Origin of the sequence: Romboutsia ilealis, assembly GCF_900015215.1 — a bacterium.
GTDB lineage: Bacteria > Bacillota > Clostridia > Peptostreptococcales > Peptostreptococcaceae > Romboutsia > Romboutsia ilealis.
Genome location: NZ_LN555523.1, coordinates 287683 through 304419, shown reverse-complemented (window position 1 = coordinate 304419; position 16737 = coordinate 287683). Strand labels below are relative to the sequence as shown.

Genomic DNA, 16737 nt, shown 5'->3' with positions numbered 1-16737 from the left:
CTATTATACTTTTTAAGTATATACTTTTTTTAATAAAAGTCAATAATATAAATATCATTCTTTATATAGTATTACAAATTAACGATATTAAATAACAAATATGTATTATATGGAGGTAACAATAAATGGATGAAGTTAAATTAGAACAAATTGTTCGAAACTTTATAACGATTATTCCTTTATTTAAAAAGAAACTTTTACATGATAATTGTAAATTTGATAAAGGTAATTTAAATCATTCACACTTTCAAATATTAGCGGTTTTAAAAAAGGAAGGGCAACAACCTATATCAGAAGTAGCAAAAAAACTTTTTATATCTACACCTAATATGACTAAGTTATTAAATAAACTTATCGACGAAGATATGATTGAAAGAATCCCTGATGAAAAAGACCGAAGAGTTATAAATATAAACTTAACCGAAAAAGGAAATATATTTTTAGAAAATAAATTTTTAGAATTTGAGTCATCATTAAAAAATAAATTTTCACCTTTATCTCAAGATAAGCTTAATAAATTAAATGATTCTCTTATTACTTTAAAAGAGGTATTAAATGGAATAAGCTCAGATCTTTAAATCTGAGCTTTTTCACTTAATTTAACCAGTTCACTTAATCTTTCTAGTTCTTCAAGTATTACTAGTATAGTACTTATTATAATCTTTGTTTTTATATTATTACTTTCATTTATCCCTTTTTCTACAAGTGTTACTTTATCTGTTTTATTATCATCTCTATATTCAATTAATAATTTTATATAATTAATAATTTTATCCCTATCCTGTAAATTTATATTTTCTCTATAAATCCACATATATAACTCATAAATATTACTCACTAGACATCTTCTTTCATTTACTATACTTATATAATTTTTATCTTTATCTATCTGCTCATTGATTCTTGCTTTAGATTCTATAATAGAGGTTGTAACAAATAAATTTTTTATAACTTCAGGATTATTTTTACCTTCTACTAAACTGCATAATTCATTAAACATTTTTTTTATAGAAACATCATATATTCTTCTTATTTGATAATTTGATTTCTCTAAATTATAAGGGAATAAATACTTATTGGCTATTATAGCTACTAGAGCACCTATAACTACCATTATAATTCTTCCAATTGTCAAAGCTTGAATATTACCAACAATAGCTGCAGATCCAATTGCTGATATAGTTACAAATATTGTTTTATGTTTATACTCATTTACATACCCTTGCAAATAACCACTTAACATTACTATAAGCAGTCTACTATCTTCAGATTTAAATATACTAAATAGTACAGTTATTATTATAGCCCCTATTAAAGTGGCTTCTATTCTGTATATAATTTTGTGTTTAGATGTTTCATATAACGGAGTAGTTAACGACAATATAGTAAACAATATCCATCTTCCTTCAGAAAGTTTAAAATATTCTATTAAGAACAATCCTATAGTCATAGTTATAGCCATACGCATGGCATAACAGTATTTAGGTGAATCAGTTGTTTTAAAAAGATATTTGATATTTTTATCTGAAGATACATCTACTTTTTTTCCTATTTTATTAATTGCATTATATTGTTCTTTATCAAGTTTAGTAAGCTCTTGTAGCGTATCATCTAAATAAATCATCCCTTCTAATAATTGTAAATTAAGCAAATCATTTATTTCCTGTTCTTGACAATAATCTAAAAGTTTCTTAATATCGTAAGAATTCAGTTGTATTATTTTATCTTTTTTAGGATTAATAGAAATTACTTTCTTTGCAACTTTTAATAATTCTTCTAAAGTATCTAGTATGTTTAGATTTATCAACTTATTATCTACACTATATAACACAGTATTTATACCTTCTAGAGCTACAGACATATTCAACTTTATTTTAGCCTCTTTTGTCAAATAATAATCTAACTCTCTCTTATCGTATATTATAGTTCTAAATTCATCTATAGATGAACTTACATTACTTATAGAATCATAGTTGTCTGATTTATCTTTAATGCAATCTACCTTATTCTCGATAGATTCACATATACCTACTAATATCTTGTTACCATGAGTATCTAATTTATTTCTATTAACAAGTAATTGGACTAACATTATTATCAACGCTCCAGATATTAAGGCTAATAATCTGATTCCTAATCTGTCAGTTGATACAGGTGTTGATAATAAAAATATATACTGCAATCCAAAAGGAACATACAATGGTTGTCTTAAGTTATAAGTAAATATATAACTAAATATAAATACTACTATAAAATTAATTATAAGTCCTAGCCATAGATTACTTGCAACAATCAGTGATGCTCCGAGTCCTATCAATAAATTTACTCCTATAAATTTTAAGACATTTTTTAAAGGTGACGCTGTAAAATCTCGCTCTAAAAACATAAGCGTTGCTGTTATTGTAGTAACACCAATCAATGTATTTTCATTTCCAAATATTGATTTGAATGTAATAACAAAAAACATAACAATCATAAATGTAATAGTATTAGTTATAATGGTCTTTTTAATCACGTTACATCCTCCTTATTAAATATATTTTGCACTATTTTTCTAAAGATATTACTATATATAAAAAAGACCTTTAAGGTAGTTATTATACTACCTTAAAGGTCTTTTATATATATATAGCTATGATATATTATTTAAATCTTAAATATAATCAATAGTATATTCTGTACTTTTAAAATAACAAAATGTTTTATTTTTTCACTTACTTAAAATTAATTTAAATCCGATAATATCTCTTGTAATACTGATTTTGCATCATTTTCTATAAACTGTTCTTCAACCTCATAGTATTCACAATCTATGAATCTTTCTATCTTTTCTAAGTCTTCCACTTCTCCATCTATAGCAAATAATACCGCTGTTGATTCTTTTATATCACGTATAGACAGCTCGTTTATTATTTTTCCTTCTGATTGAATTTCAAACTTTATCTCTACATCCATAGAATCCCCTGCTTTCTTTAAAGATTCTATACAATAATCACTATTCGCTACTACAACTATTATTTTCTTCATAACTTCCCTCTATTTCATATTTTCTGGTACTATTTCTATCCAATAATTATCTGGGTCTGATATAAAGTATATTCCCATTTCCTTATTTTCATAGCATATACATCCCATTTCTTTATGTAAATTATATGCACCATCAAAATTTTCTACTCTAAATGCTAGATGAAACTCATTATCTCCCAAGTTATAAGGTCTATCCCAATCTCTTAACCAAGTTAATTCTAACTTATGTGTACTCTCTCCATCACCTAAGAACACTAATATAAAGCTTCCATCTTCTGCTACTGTTCTTTTAGTTTCAACTAATCCAAGTGCCTTTGTATAAAATTCTAAACTCTTTTCAAGATTTAATACATTGAAATTATTGTGACAAAACTTAAATTTCATAATTCTCCTCCTTAATATTAATTTAAATATAAATTACCATTAATTAAATGTAAATTCAAGTAATCTAAGTTCGTCTAATATATTCTATAATATATTTAATTTCTATTTATATAGATAAATCATTAATAAACCCATTCCGATTATTAACAACTCTTTTCATAATTTCTCAATATATAAATTTATTTTATGGATAAGTATTTTTATATAGTTTCATCAAATAATATTTTTCCCAATTCATTATTTATAAGATTTAATTTATCTAAATCACTTATATCATTTAAACTTATTATTGATTTTATATTATTAACTATTATCCTACTTTCTCTGTCTTCTTCTTTTTTTAATTCTATTAATCCATTTATAATACTTTCTCTATTTAATACTATCATTTTTATACCATACCCCCGATAAATTTTATTAGGATTATGTCCACGATAATTTGTTTTAAACATATATATTTTAATAAATATAACTTTTCTTTAAATATAAAAATTTACTTCGGTCACATCCGATATTTAAGGAACTACATGGATAGGTCATATCAAAGTTTCCATTTGTATGATTCTAAAATTATATATTAAAAAAGCTGTCTAATTAATAGACAGCCTTTATATTAAGCTATTTTAACTGAGTTTTCATCTAATTGTTTTGTTCTTTCTTTATTTACCTTGGTCATACCTTTAGCTGCAATTGTAAGTGATATATATGCTATAACTACACATACTAGTATTCCTATCCAAGTTGCATTATATCCAAAGTTTTCAGCAAATACTCCAAATAATGCTGATCCACTACAAAATCCTATTGCAAAGTTTAAATTAACTAAACCAAGTATTTGCCCATATTCTTTATTACCAAAGAACGAACCTACCATATAAGCTGGTCCCATCATATAAATAAACGTCGCTATACCTTTTAAAACTGAGTGTGCATGTGCAAACAATGGCGAGCTTCCAGCCATTAATAATGCAACTCCTGATCCTATTACTGCTATAGCTGCTATTGATAAAGTTTTTAATACACCTAATTTATCAAATAATATACCCCCAACCATACTTCCTAATAATGATGCCATCGCAAATAATGAACCTGTTGTAGCTATCGTAGATGATGATAATTGTAATTCACCTTGGAAATACGCTGCATATTGTATTGAATAAGCAGATACATATATACCTACGAATAATAATCCTATTCCCATTATCCAGAAGTATTTATTTTTTTGAGCTTCTTTTAATGTATATGATATGTCTATTGAAGTTGTATTTTCTTCTTTTTCTTGCTCTTTACCTCTAACTTTTTCACCTTCATTTTTTGGCATTCTTATCATAAATAATGCTATTGGAATTATTGCTACTAATCCAATTAAACCAAATATAAAATATGAGTGAGCATAACCACTTGAACTTATAGTTCTCGTAACTAATTGTTGTAAGAATATATTCCCTATAGATCCACCTGCATATGCCATACCCATAGCTTTACCTTTTATAGTTTCATCAAACCAAGAGTTTAGTAACATCGGTATACCTATACCAGATACTATACTAGAACCTATTTGAGCTATAGCTGCAATTGCATAAAATTGCCATAATTTATCTGCTATTGAGAATGTCATAAATCCTCCAGATAATAATATACCTCCTGCTAGATATAACATTTTTGTATTTAATTTACCATACATACTACCTATAAATGGTCCAATTACCGCTGGAACTATTGTACCTATTGTGAATATTAATGAAAATTGAGATAGTGTAAATCCTTTCGCTTCCATTACTGGATACATATATAATGCTTGTGTATTTACTACTATTCCATTTGGTATAGCTTGTACAAGCATACAAGCTATTACTATTAACCATCCTGTAGTTATTTTTTTATTTTTATTAATTGTTGAATCATTCATTAAAAAATCTCCTCCTATTAATTTAATGTCATTTATTATTTTCTATTATGAGTAAAATTAATTTCCTATTTTTCCTACTCATTACTTAATTTTTTTATATTTTTTTTGCTTTTTCTTATATTTTCTTACCTTTTTTCTTATGAAAACACTTTTTCAATTTGTTAAATTAATAATAACATACTTTATTCATTCATTTTTAAGAAAAATAGAGCACTTTAGAGAAATAAGGAATTCCTTCTTTCCTTTTAAGTAATTTAAATTTATATATTTTTATAATTATTCTTAATATTCCAACTTAAAGTGCTAATTAACTTATTATAATTTTTATAATAAAATGGTATAATATATATCTTATTAGATACTACAAAGAAAATATATATCTCTTAGGAGGACATCAAAGTTGAAAAATATAACGTTCGGAAACTTAATAGAAAAATTACTCTATATTTCAAACCAAAAGAAAAGTAGCTTAGCTAAATTTATAGGATATGACGTGTCTTATATTAATAAATGGATACTATCTACATATTTACCTAGTTCAAAGCGAATAAACGAAATATGTAAAAATATTTCAGATTTCATACTTGATTCTTTAGATGAATCAAGCTTAATTAATTTAATTGATTACTTTGAAATACCAGCTGATAGCAATGAAGAGTTCATTGGCGAATACATTGAAACTATGTTAAAAGAAGTTTATATTGACACCGTTAATCTAAATAATAAATCTATTCAAAATTTACCAAAAAGTACACATTCTGAAGAATATTATAATAGCTTCTCTATGGTAAAACCTAACATTATTTACAATACATTTTTTAATGAGTTAAATAATATGGCAGACAAAGAAGACTCTTTAGAAATATTAATTTCTTTAAGCTTAATGTATCTAAACCATAAGGATAAAATAACTTTGTCAGACTTAAAGGAGATTTTACATAGAATAAGTAAAAAAACAAATGTAAAAGCTAGATTTTTAATAGGCTTTGGTGGAGATGATAATGAAGATGATGTTATAAATACATTACTTGGCATTAATTTAATTGCTAGTTATCCATGTTTAAACTTTAAAATTTATAATTGTAAGGTTAAGTCAAATACTGTAGCTTTTGCTATAAAGGATAAGTTCTTATCTACAAATATATTCTTTGAAGAGGGTGAATGTCTATTTAGTACAAACTCAAAGGATAGACGCTTAGTTGAAGAATTTTATTCAAATCTAAAATATACACTAAAGAATAAAGGAAATCTTTTATTCTATAGAAAAGAAGCTTCTTCAATGATTGAAGACCAAACTTATATACAATATATAATGAATAATGACTTAAGATGTCTTCTTGGTTCTATTAATGAATTCTTTATGCCACCAGATTTATTTATGGAAATTGCAGAAAGATTATTTGGTCATAACCAAAAAATAATTAATGAACTAAAGAAAATTAACTTATTCCTTCACAATGTAACCTATAAATCAAAGCTTAAAGTTCTTATTCATGAATCAGAGCTTAGAAAATATATGTCATCTGGAAAATTACACTTTTTCAATACTCCAGTAACTCTTACATTTAAGGAAAGAGAAAGACACATAGAATATATTGAAAAAATTCTTACTGAATCAAATGATGTGGAAATAAGACTTGTTGATGGTGATCTGGTTGACGATTTTAAAAATAAAGAAAATCCTTCACTATATCTATCAAGAAACTTAAAATTCACAAAGGTGTATCCTGAATCTGGTAAAAATTATTACTTTATAATTAGTGATAATGAGTTTAAGGGTATGTGTACTGACTTATTTGACAAGCTTTGGAATGCTAGAACAGACATTGTTATAAGTAATAAAGATGAAATATTAGATAGAATTGCTAGATCTATTAGCTATACTAGACTTATAAGTGAGAGTTTTGGTGAAAATATAGAGTAATTTTTATATTTAATATTTTATATAATCTATACTATTATTAGAATAAAAGGAGCTATTTTTAATAAAAACCTAGCTCCTCTAATCTACTTTTTATTAAGTCTAGACTATCTATTAATTTTGTCTATCTTTTCTTAATTTGACTATCTTTTTCTTTATACTTATTTCCTTATATTTTTTCACTAATCCTTCGCCTTTATGATTAAGTATATCTACATACGAACATGAATCTTGAACTTCAACAACACCTATATCCTCATTATTTATACCTGGTAAATTACTAAAAGCTCCTACTATATCTATAACTCTTATTTTCTTTTTCTTCCCTGCATTTATATATATCTTTGTTACTTCACTATGAATATTTTTATCTATTATTTTATTTTTTCTATTTTTCAAAATCTCCTTAGATTTCTTTTCAAACTTTATCTTTCCTTCTGCTATATCATCTATATTTAACTCTTCAAGAAGTTTTATTTCATACCCTAGATATTCTTCTATTTCATTGATATACTTATCATCTTTGTCGGTAAAAATAGTTATTGCTTTTCCATAGCTATCTTTTCTACCAGTTCTACCAATTCTATGGATATAATTTTCTTTATCTCGTGGAACATCATAGTTTATTACTAAAGATATATCATCAATATGTATACCCCTAGCAGCCACATCTGTACTTATAAGTATATTAAACTTATTATTTTTAAAGTCCTTAATCGCAAATATTCTTTTATCTTGAGACATATCTCCATGAAGTTCTTCAATTAAAAATCCATCTTTTTTCATATTTTCATACAACTTTTTAACTTTATCTTTTGTATTACAAAATATTATTAAAGATGTTGGATTCTCCCTATAAATTATACTCTTTAGATTTTTATATTTGTCATTTTCAGATGACTTTATTTTATTTTCAATTATTTGACTCTTATCAAATACATCATTATATTTTATATCTAATATATTAGATGTTTTAAGGTATTTATCGCATATGTATTGTATATCATCGTCTATAGTTGCAGAAAATAATCCTTTTACACTCTTTTTAGGTATCTTATTTAATATAAATTCCATATCTTCTATAAACCCTTTATTAAGCATCTTATCCGCTTCGTCTATTATAAAATACTTAATATCATCTAAGTTTATTGTATTTCTTCCTATATGGTCGATTATCCTACCTGGTGTAGCCACTACAATATGTACTCTTTGTTTTAGTTCTCTTATTTGTTCCTTTATAGGTTGTTTCCCAAATATTGCACTACATCTTATCTTTTTTAATCTTCCTATATTAGAAATTTCATCCTTAACTTGAAGTGCTAACTCTCTAGTAGGTACTACTATAAGAGCTTGTACGTTATTATTTTCTATATCTATATTCTCACATATTGGAATTCCAAAACTTGCAGTTTTACCACTTCCTGTCTTAGATTTAACTATAACATCCTCTTTTTTCAACAATCTAGGTATAACTTCCTTCTGTACCTTAGAAGGTGTTTTATAGTTTAAATTATACAAAGCTTTTATTATATATTTATCTAAATTGAAATCTTCAAATTTTTTATTCATCTATTACCATCCTTCTATTTTTATTAAAATTTAATATTTTAGTCTTTATCCTATATTACTAAAATATCTATTTTTTATTAAGCTATAATTTATATTACCTAATAAAAAAAGAGACAATCCCATATTATGAGATAGTCTCTTTTATGTATATAAAAATCTGATTACTTTGTATTAATAGTTGTACCTGTAGAACCAAATCCACCGTCGCCTCTAACGGTATCATTTACTTCTTCAACTTCTATAAAAGTACAATTATAAACTCTTCTTAAAACCCCTTGAGCTAATTTAGTGTGTTTTGGTATAGTTATTTCAAAATCTTCTTCATTTTTAAACATTATTCCAACTTCACCTCTATAATCCATATCAACAGTTCCTTCAAATACTGTTATATCTGCATTAGTTCCCGAAGTTGTTGGAACACCCTTTACAGTTATTCCTGACTTATTTTTTATTTGTATACCCCAACCTTGTGGTATTTCAAATATTAATCCAGTTTTAGCTATTCCTTTTTTTCCGCCTGATACAGTTACATCTTCACATGTAAATAAATCAAAACCACTATCTGTTGGATGAGCAAACATCGGTATTACTGCATCTTTATTTGTTTTTTTTACGTTCATTATCATATCAATTTCTCCTTTTATCCGACCTCATACATTACTATGTCATTGTTATTTAACGACTTATTTACATCTATAACTCTTTGATTCGAAGAGCCTCTTAACATAATCGATAAGTTTTTCTTATCTTCTTCAAATTTTCCATCCACTAGTACATCTACATACTTAAATATCTCCATTTGAATATAATCAAAATTCTCAACTACGTATCCAGTCCATAAGTATATCATTTTTTCAGGATAAACTTTCTTAAATTTTTTACAAAGTTCTATAACACCTTTAACATTTTGAGGGCAAAGAGGCTCTCCTCCTAATATAGCTAAGTTTCTTTTTATGTTGTTTTTATTTATATTATCTAAGATGTACTTTAAATCACTAGTTGTAAATTCTTTTCCACCATTAAAGTCCCATGTTTCAACATTAAAACATCCCTTACAATGATGTGGACAACCTTGTGTCCATAGCGACATTGTTATGCCCACACCATTTGCTATATCATTGTTTTTTATCTTAGAAAACCTCATATAATCACTTCCAATCTTATAAATGTAGAACTCTTTGTCCAATTTCTTGCGTACGCCCTTTACCCCACATATTAGATCCTATATATCCACAAGTTCTTCTCATAACTTGCATTTCTTCTTTTTCTCTGTTACCACAATTTGGACAATACCATTCTAAGTCATTGTCTAATAATATCTCACCTTCATATCCACACTTAAAACATACATCTGGCTTAGTATTTATTTCAGCATATTGTATATTATGATAAATATAGTTTATTATTTGTTCTACTGCAGTTAAGTTTTTACTCATATCTGGTACTTCAACATAACTTATACATCCACCTAAACTTATATCATGAAATTGAGATTCAAATTGTAATTTAGAGAATGCATCTATTTCTTCTGTTACATGAACATGATATGAATTTGTATAATACATTCTATCTGTTACATTTTTTATTTCACCAAACTTTTGTTTATCTATCCTACAGAATCTTGAGGTTAAACTTTCTCCTGGAGTACCATATAATCCAAATCCAAGCCCTGTTTCTTTCTTCCACTTTTGACATGTATTATTTAAATGATGCATTACCTTTAAAGCAAACTCTTCTCCTTCTTTAGTTGTATGAGATACTCCAAGCATCGCTTGTGTCATTTCATATACTCCCACATATCCTAATGAAAGAGTTGAATATCCATCTTTTAATAATGAATCTATTTTTTCACCCTTTTTAAGTCTAGCTATTCCTCCATGTTGCCAGTGTATTGGAGATACATCTGAAGTTGTTCCTAATAATAAGTTATGTCTAACCATTAAAGCTTCTTTGCAAAGTTCTAACCTTTCATCTAGTATCTCCCAGAATTTTTCCATATCTTTATTTGCAGTTAAAGCTACTTGAACTAAGTTAAGACTTATAACACCTTGATTGAATCTACCATACCATTTATAATTTCCATTTTCATCCTTCCATGGAGAAAGGTGACTTCTACAACCCATTGGCGGGAATGCACTTCCTTCGTAATTTCTTCTCATTATTTTCGCACTTTGATAATCTGGAACTAATCTCTTTGTGTTGCACTTAGCTGCTAGTTTTGTAATATAATCATATTTACCACCTTCTAAGCAGTTATGCTCATCTAACAAGTATACAAGCTTAGGAAATTCTTCACCTATTTGTTGACCTTTGTGATTTTTCATTCCTTCTAATCTTTGATTTATCATTTCTTCACAGATTAAAGCCATTTCTCTTTCATATTCATGGCCTTCTTCAATTTCTAAATATATAGTAGAAAATGGTGATTGACCATTACTTGTATGAAGAGTTGATAATTGATATCTTATAGTTTGTATACCCGACTTTAATTCTTCTAACATTCTATCTTCTGCTAGTTCATGTGCCATTTCTTCAGAATACTTTTCTTTGTATTTATTGTAATACTTATCATAAGATACCCTTAAAAAGGGTGCTATATGCTTAATTGTTATAGTATTTCCACCATATTGACCACTAGCTATTTGAGCTATTATTTGAGTAACTATAGTACAAGCGGTACTAAATGACTTTGGAGGTTCAACTAACTTATTATTTATTACTGTTCCATTTTGAAGCATATCTTCTAAATTTATAAGCATACAGTTATGAATTGATTGCATCGCATAATCCATATCATGGTAATGAAGAACACCCTCATCATGAGCATGAACTATATGTGCCGGTATTATTTTTCTTCTAGATATATCCTTAGATACTTCTCCTGCGATTAAGTCTCTTTGAGTTGAAGCCAATACTCCATTCTTATTAGAGTTTTCATTTATTACTTCCTCATTACTTTTATCTAAAAGTCCTATTATGCTGTCATCAGTAGTATTTACTTCTCTCTTAAATGATTGCACTGCTCTATACCCTTCATAAGCTTTTGCTGTTAACTCATGCTTATATTCTATCAATTTGTTGTAGACCATGTTCTCAACTTGATATACAGTTGGAGAGTTTTCTTTTTCAAAACAATTTAGTTCTATTTCATCTGCTATTTTTTTAGCTATTTCTTCTTCATATATTCCGCTTCCATATTTCATAGCTTTAAGTATTGCATCCTCTATTTTACATTTATTAAATTTAACAATACTTCCATCTCTTTTTATAATATTCAAGTTCTTGACCATAAAAATACTCCTTTTAACACTTTATTATCCCTAAAATTTTGTAAAATAAAAATAATATTTTTAACAAAATCTTATTTTTATTTCACAAAATCCTATTGACTTTTTTTACTATATATGAATCATTTTTTTAATCCTTAGGCACCATATGTAGTATCACATCAGTTATTGTATACTATATATAGTGGACTATCAAGTATTTTTTAAACGCTAAAATTTTATTTTTTTGTCAACACTTTTGACAACATTTTTTATATTTTAATTTGTAAAAATCTATTTTATTTTTATAAATTAATAAGTATAATAAAGTTTTTATTTAAATTTAAATATTATTATTTTCAAATAAAAATGTAGATATGAATTAATTCATATCTACATTTTTATCTATGCTTCTTCTACTATTTTTTTATTATCTTTTTTAGTTAACTTTGATTTATTATATTCTTTTATAGCAATATCACTATAATAAGTCGATATTGCAAATATAGATATTATTGAACCATATGTTGTTGCTAGATTTATAAATGTAGGAGATTCCTTTTTATACCCATTACCTTCTGGTTTCTCTATATCTTGTGGTGTTATATGTTGTACAACATATGTTAATGTATTTGTAACTTTTGTAAAGTACTCTACTTTATATGTAGTATATATTCCAAATATTAATACTAAAATCACAGAAATGTTTACTAACATCTTACTAGTACTATTATTTTTCTTGATTTCGAATACTTTTTTAAACATATTCATTATAAAATTACAATAAAGTCCTATATGCATACCAATTAAGGCAATCGATAAGTATGAAGCTCCAAAATGAAGCATCTTCCAGAACATTATTCTATCATAAGTCGTTGATTTCATCATAAGCACTCCACTTGCTATTATTAAAAAAATGCTTATAGATAAGAATACACTTAGTATATATGATATTTTTACCCTTAATCTTAATTTCTTATCAAATAATCTTTTACTTATATTTATTATCCATTTTCTATTTAAAAACATATGAATCAGTATAAATGCTGTAAATACATATCCACCCATTATATGAAATTTAAAACTTATCAAATTCTTATTAAAAAAGGTTATAAATAATACAGCCATAGCTATATCTAATGTAAATTTTATAATATTCTTTTTATTCATTATACCATCCTTTGCAAAATATATTTTCCTATTGATATTGATTTTCAACTTCATATATATTTTACAATCTTTTATAACCTTTTTCTTACTCTGTATTTAGATTTTATAAATATATTTGGATAATTTCTTTCAATAAAAAACACTAGAAATATATTCCTAGTGTTTTTTTATTTACTTTCTTTTTCTTCTATTTAATAATGTACCTAATGCCATTAACGAAGTCCCTATACCCATAGTCATTGTTCCATCTATAGCTGATCCAGTTTGTGGAAGAGTTGATGATCCATTACTTGATACTTCATACTCTTTTACAAACTTTAACGTACTTTCTAATAATTTAACTGTAAATTCTATATCTCTAGACATTGGCACTACATATGTTCCAACTTTTATTGTATCGCTTAAGCTAGATACTTTAAATCTCAAACTTATGCTATCTCCTGATTTAGCTGTTACTGTATGAGATACTTTACTTCCGTTTACATATATAACATGGTTTTTCATAAATTCTGAACCTGTAAATGTTAATGTTACATAGTATTGTCCATCTATTTCTTCAACTTTAGATGTAGAATTTAAGTATTTTCTAGCCATATCTTTTCCAGTTTGACTTTCATGATCTACTGTATTTTGTATAGTATATAATTTTCCTTTTTTAACTGTACTTTCTGTTACTGTTGTATCAGAAGACGATATACTTCCGCTTGTTGATGTTGTACTTCCATTTGTTGTTCCACTTGATGATGTTGTACTTCCTGATGTACTTCCATTTGTTATTCCACTTGTTGAAGAAGATGTTGTCTTTTCAATAGTTGACTCTTCTAATCCAACAGTATAGTTTATATTCATCCCCATAGCTGTTATGTATGCTGATATACCTATCTTAGAACTTACAGAATTAACCTCGAATGTATATTTTGTTCCATTGATTGTAGGATTTACAGCAGCCCCATCAACAGTTAATTTTATATTTTCCATCATACCATGCATATCTTTGGCAAACTCAAGAGTAAGATATACCTTTCCATCTTTAACTTCTAAATATGATACTTCTTCTAATGAATTTCTTACCATACTAGTTCCCATTGAACTATTTCCTGAATATACTGTTGTGTTTTTTATTTTATATTTACCATTTTCTAATCCATTTGGTTTTACTTCTTCTTTTTCTAAAACTGTTACTTTTATAGTTTTAGTTGTAACTAATCCTTCTGAATCTGCAACTTTATATGTAACCTCATATGTACCTGGTTTAGTTGTATCTACTTTACTCACAACTTCTAATTTTGATGTTAAATCTCCATCTTCATTATCTGTTGCTACTCCACTTGTAGCTCCACTTAATGCATCAAATTCTTCTCCTACATATATTGTTTTATCTTTTACATTTATTACTGGTGCATTATTTTTTGTTTCAAGTTCTGGAGTATCTGATAACTTTACATTTACAGTAAATGAGTGTGGTGGCATATTTGGTACCGGTACATTAACATTATAACTTAGTTGTATATTTGAATCTAAGCTTGTTAATTCAACTGTATACTTTCTATCGCTTGATTTTTCAAAATTAGTTGTTTTTCCATCTACTGATATTTTTATTGTATCTATAATGCTATATTGAGAATCTGTAAATTCAAGAGTCATATATATTTTTCCATTTTTAACTTCTATTAATGTATTTTCTGATAATGCATCTCTTAAAGATTGGTATCCATGACCAGATGTTATTATTTCTCCATCTTTTATATATTCTATTTTATTTGCTACTGAATACACCTTATCTTCTAATGTTCTTTCTATTACTGTAACATTTTTATCTATACTACTGTCTGCATAGATATTATTTAATCCCCCCGATGTTATAAATGATATTATTGCCATCGCTGTAACCGCTACTTTTAAACCTTTTTTTCTTAAAGCCATTTTTTCTCCTCCATTTTATCAATTAATAATAATTTTCATTTATCATTGACTTTTTAAATTCTATACTTTATATTATTTATTATGTGATATTGATTTTCATTAACAAGTTAATTATATATTTTTTTATACATAAAAGTTTTAAATATATTTGCATTTTTTTAATTTTTTTTGTTTAAATTTATTTTTAGAATAATTTTTAGGAGTTTTTTATGAATTTTATAATTTCAGTACTCAAAGATTTTTATGAATGTTGCAATATCCCTGTAAAGGCTATTTCAAGTGAGTTTGATGATATATATAAAATTGGATACAATGATTATTTTGAAGAAATATTTCCACTAGAACAAATAAAAGATTTAATAAATCATTCAAGTAGTCATTTAAATATCAATTTAGGCAAAAATATAAACATTTATTATAAGGTTGTAAGTATTTCTAAGTTTAATAAAAATAAAGGTTTCTTTGTATTAGGACCTATATCAAATAAACCTGTTGGTAGTACTTCGCATAATATACCTTATCGTTCTTTAGAATGTTCTAATTATATGTCTAAGCTCATTTTGAATATAGCTGATGATAAATTTGATAAGAATATGAATAATAAATTGTTTAATCCTTACATAAGAAAGGCTATAGAATATGTTCATGAAAATTATAGTCAAGATATAACAATTGACTCATTATGTAATTACTTAGATATCAATAAGAGCTATTTTTGTAGCTTATTTAAAAAATATACTGGAAATACATTTTCATATTTTTTAAATCACTTAAGAATTGAAAAAAGTAAAAAGCTTTTAATAGATACTAATTTAAACCTACTCGATATTGCAATAACTGTTGGTTTTAATAATCAAAATTATTATAGTATGGTGTTTAAAAAATATACAAATATGAGTCCATCTAAATATAGAGCTTCTATTTCTTTAGAAGAATAAAAATAGCCTGTATACTTTTTGTTAATTTAGTATATAGGCTATTTTATAATTACTTTCTATTTTTTAGTAAAGTTTATTTCTATTTTATCAACTTGAGGTGTTAATTGTATTAATTTAACTTTTGCCTTTTCAAACATGTATTTAGATGCTTTTATAGAATCTGTATCTGCATATTTATCTTCTAAATAGCATACTGTCTTTATTCCAGATTGAATAATATTTCTTGCACAATCATGGCAAGGGAATAAATTCACATAAATTCTACAACCCTCTAAAGACTTTCCTCTGGCATTTAATATTGCATTTTGTTCAGCATGTACTACATATGGATATTTAGTTTCTAAAAATTCGCCTTCTCTTGACCAAGGAAAATCTTCATCACTACAACCATTTAAAAATCCATTGTATCCAATAGATACTATTCTATTATCTTTATCAACTATACACGCTCCAACCTGAGTGGATGGATCCTTACTTCTCATTCCTGATAACAGCGAAATACCCATAAAATAATCATCCCAAGATATGTAATCAGTCCTTTTCATAATTACCTCCATTTGAATTAAAAATTTGATTCATTCATTTAACTAATGATATAACACTCACTACCTATTTGGTCATATCCATTAC

Annotated in this window: 15 protein-coding genes; 3 read left to right on the top strand and 12 right to left on the bottom strand. The window is 26.1% G+C overall.

The window, feature by feature from the left end:
• Positions 1 to 125 precede the first annotated feature (125 nt).
• Entirely contained in the window at positions 126 to 578 is a 453-nt protein-coding gene (locus tag CRIB_RS01415) for a MarR family winged helix-turn-helix transcriptional regulator (protein WP_180702788.1), read from the top strand.
• On the opposite strand, the gene CRIB_RS01410 is transcribed toward CRIB_RS01415, so the two are convergent.
• The 5 genes from CRIB_RS01410 to CRIB_RS01390 all read right to left on the bottom strand — a co-directional run bounded on the left by CRIB_RS01410 (position 575) and on the right by CRIB_RS01390 (position 5320).
• The gene (locus CRIB_RS01410; RefSeq protein WP_180702787.1) at positions 575 to 2515 is read right to left on the bottom strand and encodes an FUSC family protein; all 1941 of its coding nucleotides are present in this window, start codon (positions 2513 to 2515) and stop codon (positions 575 to 577) included. The two genes, CRIB_RS01415 and CRIB_RS01410, sit on opposite strands and share 4 nt — an antisense overlap.
• Positions 2516 to 2724: 209 nt before the next feature.
• The gene (locus CRIB_RS01405) at positions 2725 to 3027 is read right to left on the bottom strand and encodes a PTS sugar transporter subunit IIBC (protein WP_180702786.1); all 303 of its coding nucleotides are present in this window, start codon (positions 3025 to 3027) and stop codon (positions 2725 to 2727) included.
• Between the two features lie 9 nt (positions 3028 to 3036).
• Positions 3037 to 3411: a VOC family protein gene (locus CRIB_RS01400; protein WP_180702785.1), complete on the bottom strand. Its 375-nt coding sequence runs from the start codon at positions 3409 to 3411 to the stop codon at positions 3037 to 3039.
• 200 nt (positions 3412 to 3611) lie between these two features.
• On the bottom strand, positions 3612 to 3800 hold the full coding sequence (locus CRIB_RS01395; RefSeq protein ID WP_180702784.1) for a hypothetical protein: 189 nt from the start codon (positions 3798 to 3800) through the stop codon (positions 3612 to 3614).
• Between the two features lie 224 nt (positions 3801 to 4024).
• Entirely contained in the window at positions 4025 to 5320 is a 1296-nt protein-coding gene (locus CRIB_RS01390) for a conjugated bile salt MFS transporter (protein WP_180702783.1), read from the bottom strand.
• A gap of 400 nt (positions 5321 to 5720) precedes the next feature.
• On the opposite strand from CRIB_RS01390, the gene CRIB_RS01385 reads away from it, so the two are divergent.
• Entirely contained in the window at positions 5721 to 7244 is a 1524-nt protein-coding gene (locus CRIB_RS01385; protein WP_180702782.1) for a hypothetical protein, read from the top strand.
• A 111-nt stretch (positions 7245 to 7355) separates the two neighbouring features.
• On the opposite strand, the gene CRIB_RS01380 is transcribed toward CRIB_RS01385, so the two are convergent.
• From CRIB_RS01380 to CRIB_RS01355, 6 genes are all read right to left on the bottom strand, one after another.
• The gene (locus CRIB_RS01380; RefSeq protein ID WP_180702781.1) at positions 7356 to 8810 is read right to left on the bottom strand and encodes a DEAD/DEAH box helicase; all 1455 of its coding nucleotides are present in this window, start codon (positions 8808 to 8810) and stop codon (positions 7356 to 7358) included.
• A gap of 161 nt (positions 8811 to 8971) precedes the next feature.
• Positions 8972 to 9436 carry a dUTP diphosphatase gene (dut, locus tag CRIB_RS01375; RefSeq protein ID WP_180702780.1) on the bottom strand — a complete coding sequence of 155 codons (465 nt, stop codon included), beginning with the start codon at positions 9434 to 9436 and terminating at the stop codon, positions 8972 to 8974.
• 14 nt (positions 9437 to 9450) lie between these two features.
• Positions 9451 to 9954, bottom strand: coding sequence for an anaerobic ribonucleoside-triphosphate reductase activating protein (nrdG, locus tag CRIB_RS01370; protein WP_180702779.1), 504 nt, complete (start codon positions 9952 to 9954; stop codon positions 9451 to 9453).
• A 16-nt stretch (positions 9955 to 9970) separates the two neighbouring features.
• Positions 9971 to 12100, bottom strand: coding sequence for an anaerobic ribonucleoside-triphosphate reductase (nrdD, locus tag CRIB_RS01365; protein WP_330404903.1), 2130 nt, complete (start codon positions 12098 to 12100; stop codon positions 9971 to 9973).
• A 381-nt stretch (positions 12101 to 12481) separates the two neighbouring features.
• Complete coding sequence (locus CRIB_RS01360; protein ID WP_180702778.1) at positions 12482 to 13246, bottom strand: cytochrome b/b6 domain-containing protein; 765 nt, start codon at positions 13244 to 13246, stop codon at positions 12482 to 12484.
• A 171-nt stretch (positions 13247 to 13417) separates the two neighbouring features.
• Complete coding sequence (locus CRIB_RS01355; protein ID WP_180702777.1) at positions 13418 to 15169, bottom strand: NEAT domain-containing protein; 1752 nt, start codon at positions 15167 to 15169, stop codon at positions 13418 to 13420.
• 209 nt (positions 15170 to 15378) lie between these two features.
• Here CRIB_RS01355 and CRIB_RS01350 point away from each other — a divergent pair, with 209 nt between their 5' ends.
• Positions 15379 to 16107: a helix-turn-helix transcriptional regulator gene (locus CRIB_RS01350; protein ID WP_180702776.1), complete on the top strand. Its 729-nt coding sequence runs from the start codon at positions 15379 to 15381 to the stop codon at positions 16105 to 16107.
• A gap of 56 nt (positions 16108 to 16163) precedes the next feature.
• On the opposite strand, the gene CRIB_RS01345 is transcribed toward CRIB_RS01350, so the two are convergent.
• Entirely contained in the window at positions 16164 to 16652 is a 489-nt protein-coding gene (locus CRIB_RS01345) for a deoxycytidylate deaminase (protein ID WP_180702775.1), read from the bottom strand.
• Positions 16653 to 16737: the final 85 nt, after the last annotated feature.

Excerpts from the sequence above, each read along its gene's own strand:
- CRIB_RS01415 (WP_180702788.1), top strand. The coding sequence starts at position 126 with ATGGATGAAGTTAAATTAGAACAAATTGTTCGAAACTTTATAACGATT.
- CRIB_RS01405 (WP_180702786.1), bottom strand. The coding sequence starts at position 3,027 with ATGAAGAAAATAATAGTTGTAGTAGCGAATAGTGATTATTGTATAGAA.
- CRIB_RS01400 (WP_180702785.1), bottom strand. The coding sequence starts at position 3,411 with ATGAAATTTAAGTTTTGTCACAATAATTTCAATGTATTAAATCTTGAA.
- CRIB_RS01395 (WP_180702784.1), bottom strand. The coding sequence starts at position 3,800 with ATGATAGTATTAAATAGAGAAAGTATTATAAATGGATTAATAGAATTA.
- CRIB_RS01390 (WP_180702783.1), bottom strand. The coding sequence starts at position 5,320 with ATGAATGATTCAACAATTAATAAAAATAAAAAAATAACTACAGGATGG.
- CRIB_RS01380 (WP_180702781.1), bottom strand. The coding sequence starts at position 8,810 with ATGAATAAAAAATTTGAAGATTTCAATTTAGATAAATATATAATAAAA.
- dut (WP_180702780.1), bottom strand. The coding sequence starts at position 9,436 with ATGATAATGAACGTAAAAAAAACAAATAAAGATGCAGTAATACCGATG.
- nrdG (WP_180702779.1), bottom strand. The coding sequence starts at position 9,954 with ATGAGGTTTTCTAAGATAAAAAACAATGATATAGCAAATGGTGTGGGC.
- nrdD (WP_330404903.1), bottom strand. The coding sequence starts at position 12,100 with ATGGTCAAGAACTTGAATATTATAAAAAGAGATGGAAGTATTGTTAAA.
- CRIB_RS01360 (WP_180702778.1), bottom strand. The coding sequence starts at position 13,246 with ATGAATAAAAAGAATATTATAAAATTTACATTAGATATAGCTATGGCT.
- CRIB_RS01355 (WP_180702777.1), bottom strand. The coding sequence starts at position 15,169 with ATGGCTTTAAGAAAAAAAGGTTTAAAAGTAGCGGTTACAGCGATGGCA.
- CRIB_RS01350 (WP_180702776.1), top strand. The coding sequence starts at position 15,379 with ATGAATTTTATAATTTCAGTACTCAAAGATTTTTATGAATGTTGCAAT.
- CRIB_RS01345 (WP_180702775.1), bottom strand. The coding sequence starts at position 16,652 with ATGAAAAGGACTGATTACATATCTTGGGATGATTATTTTATGGGTATT.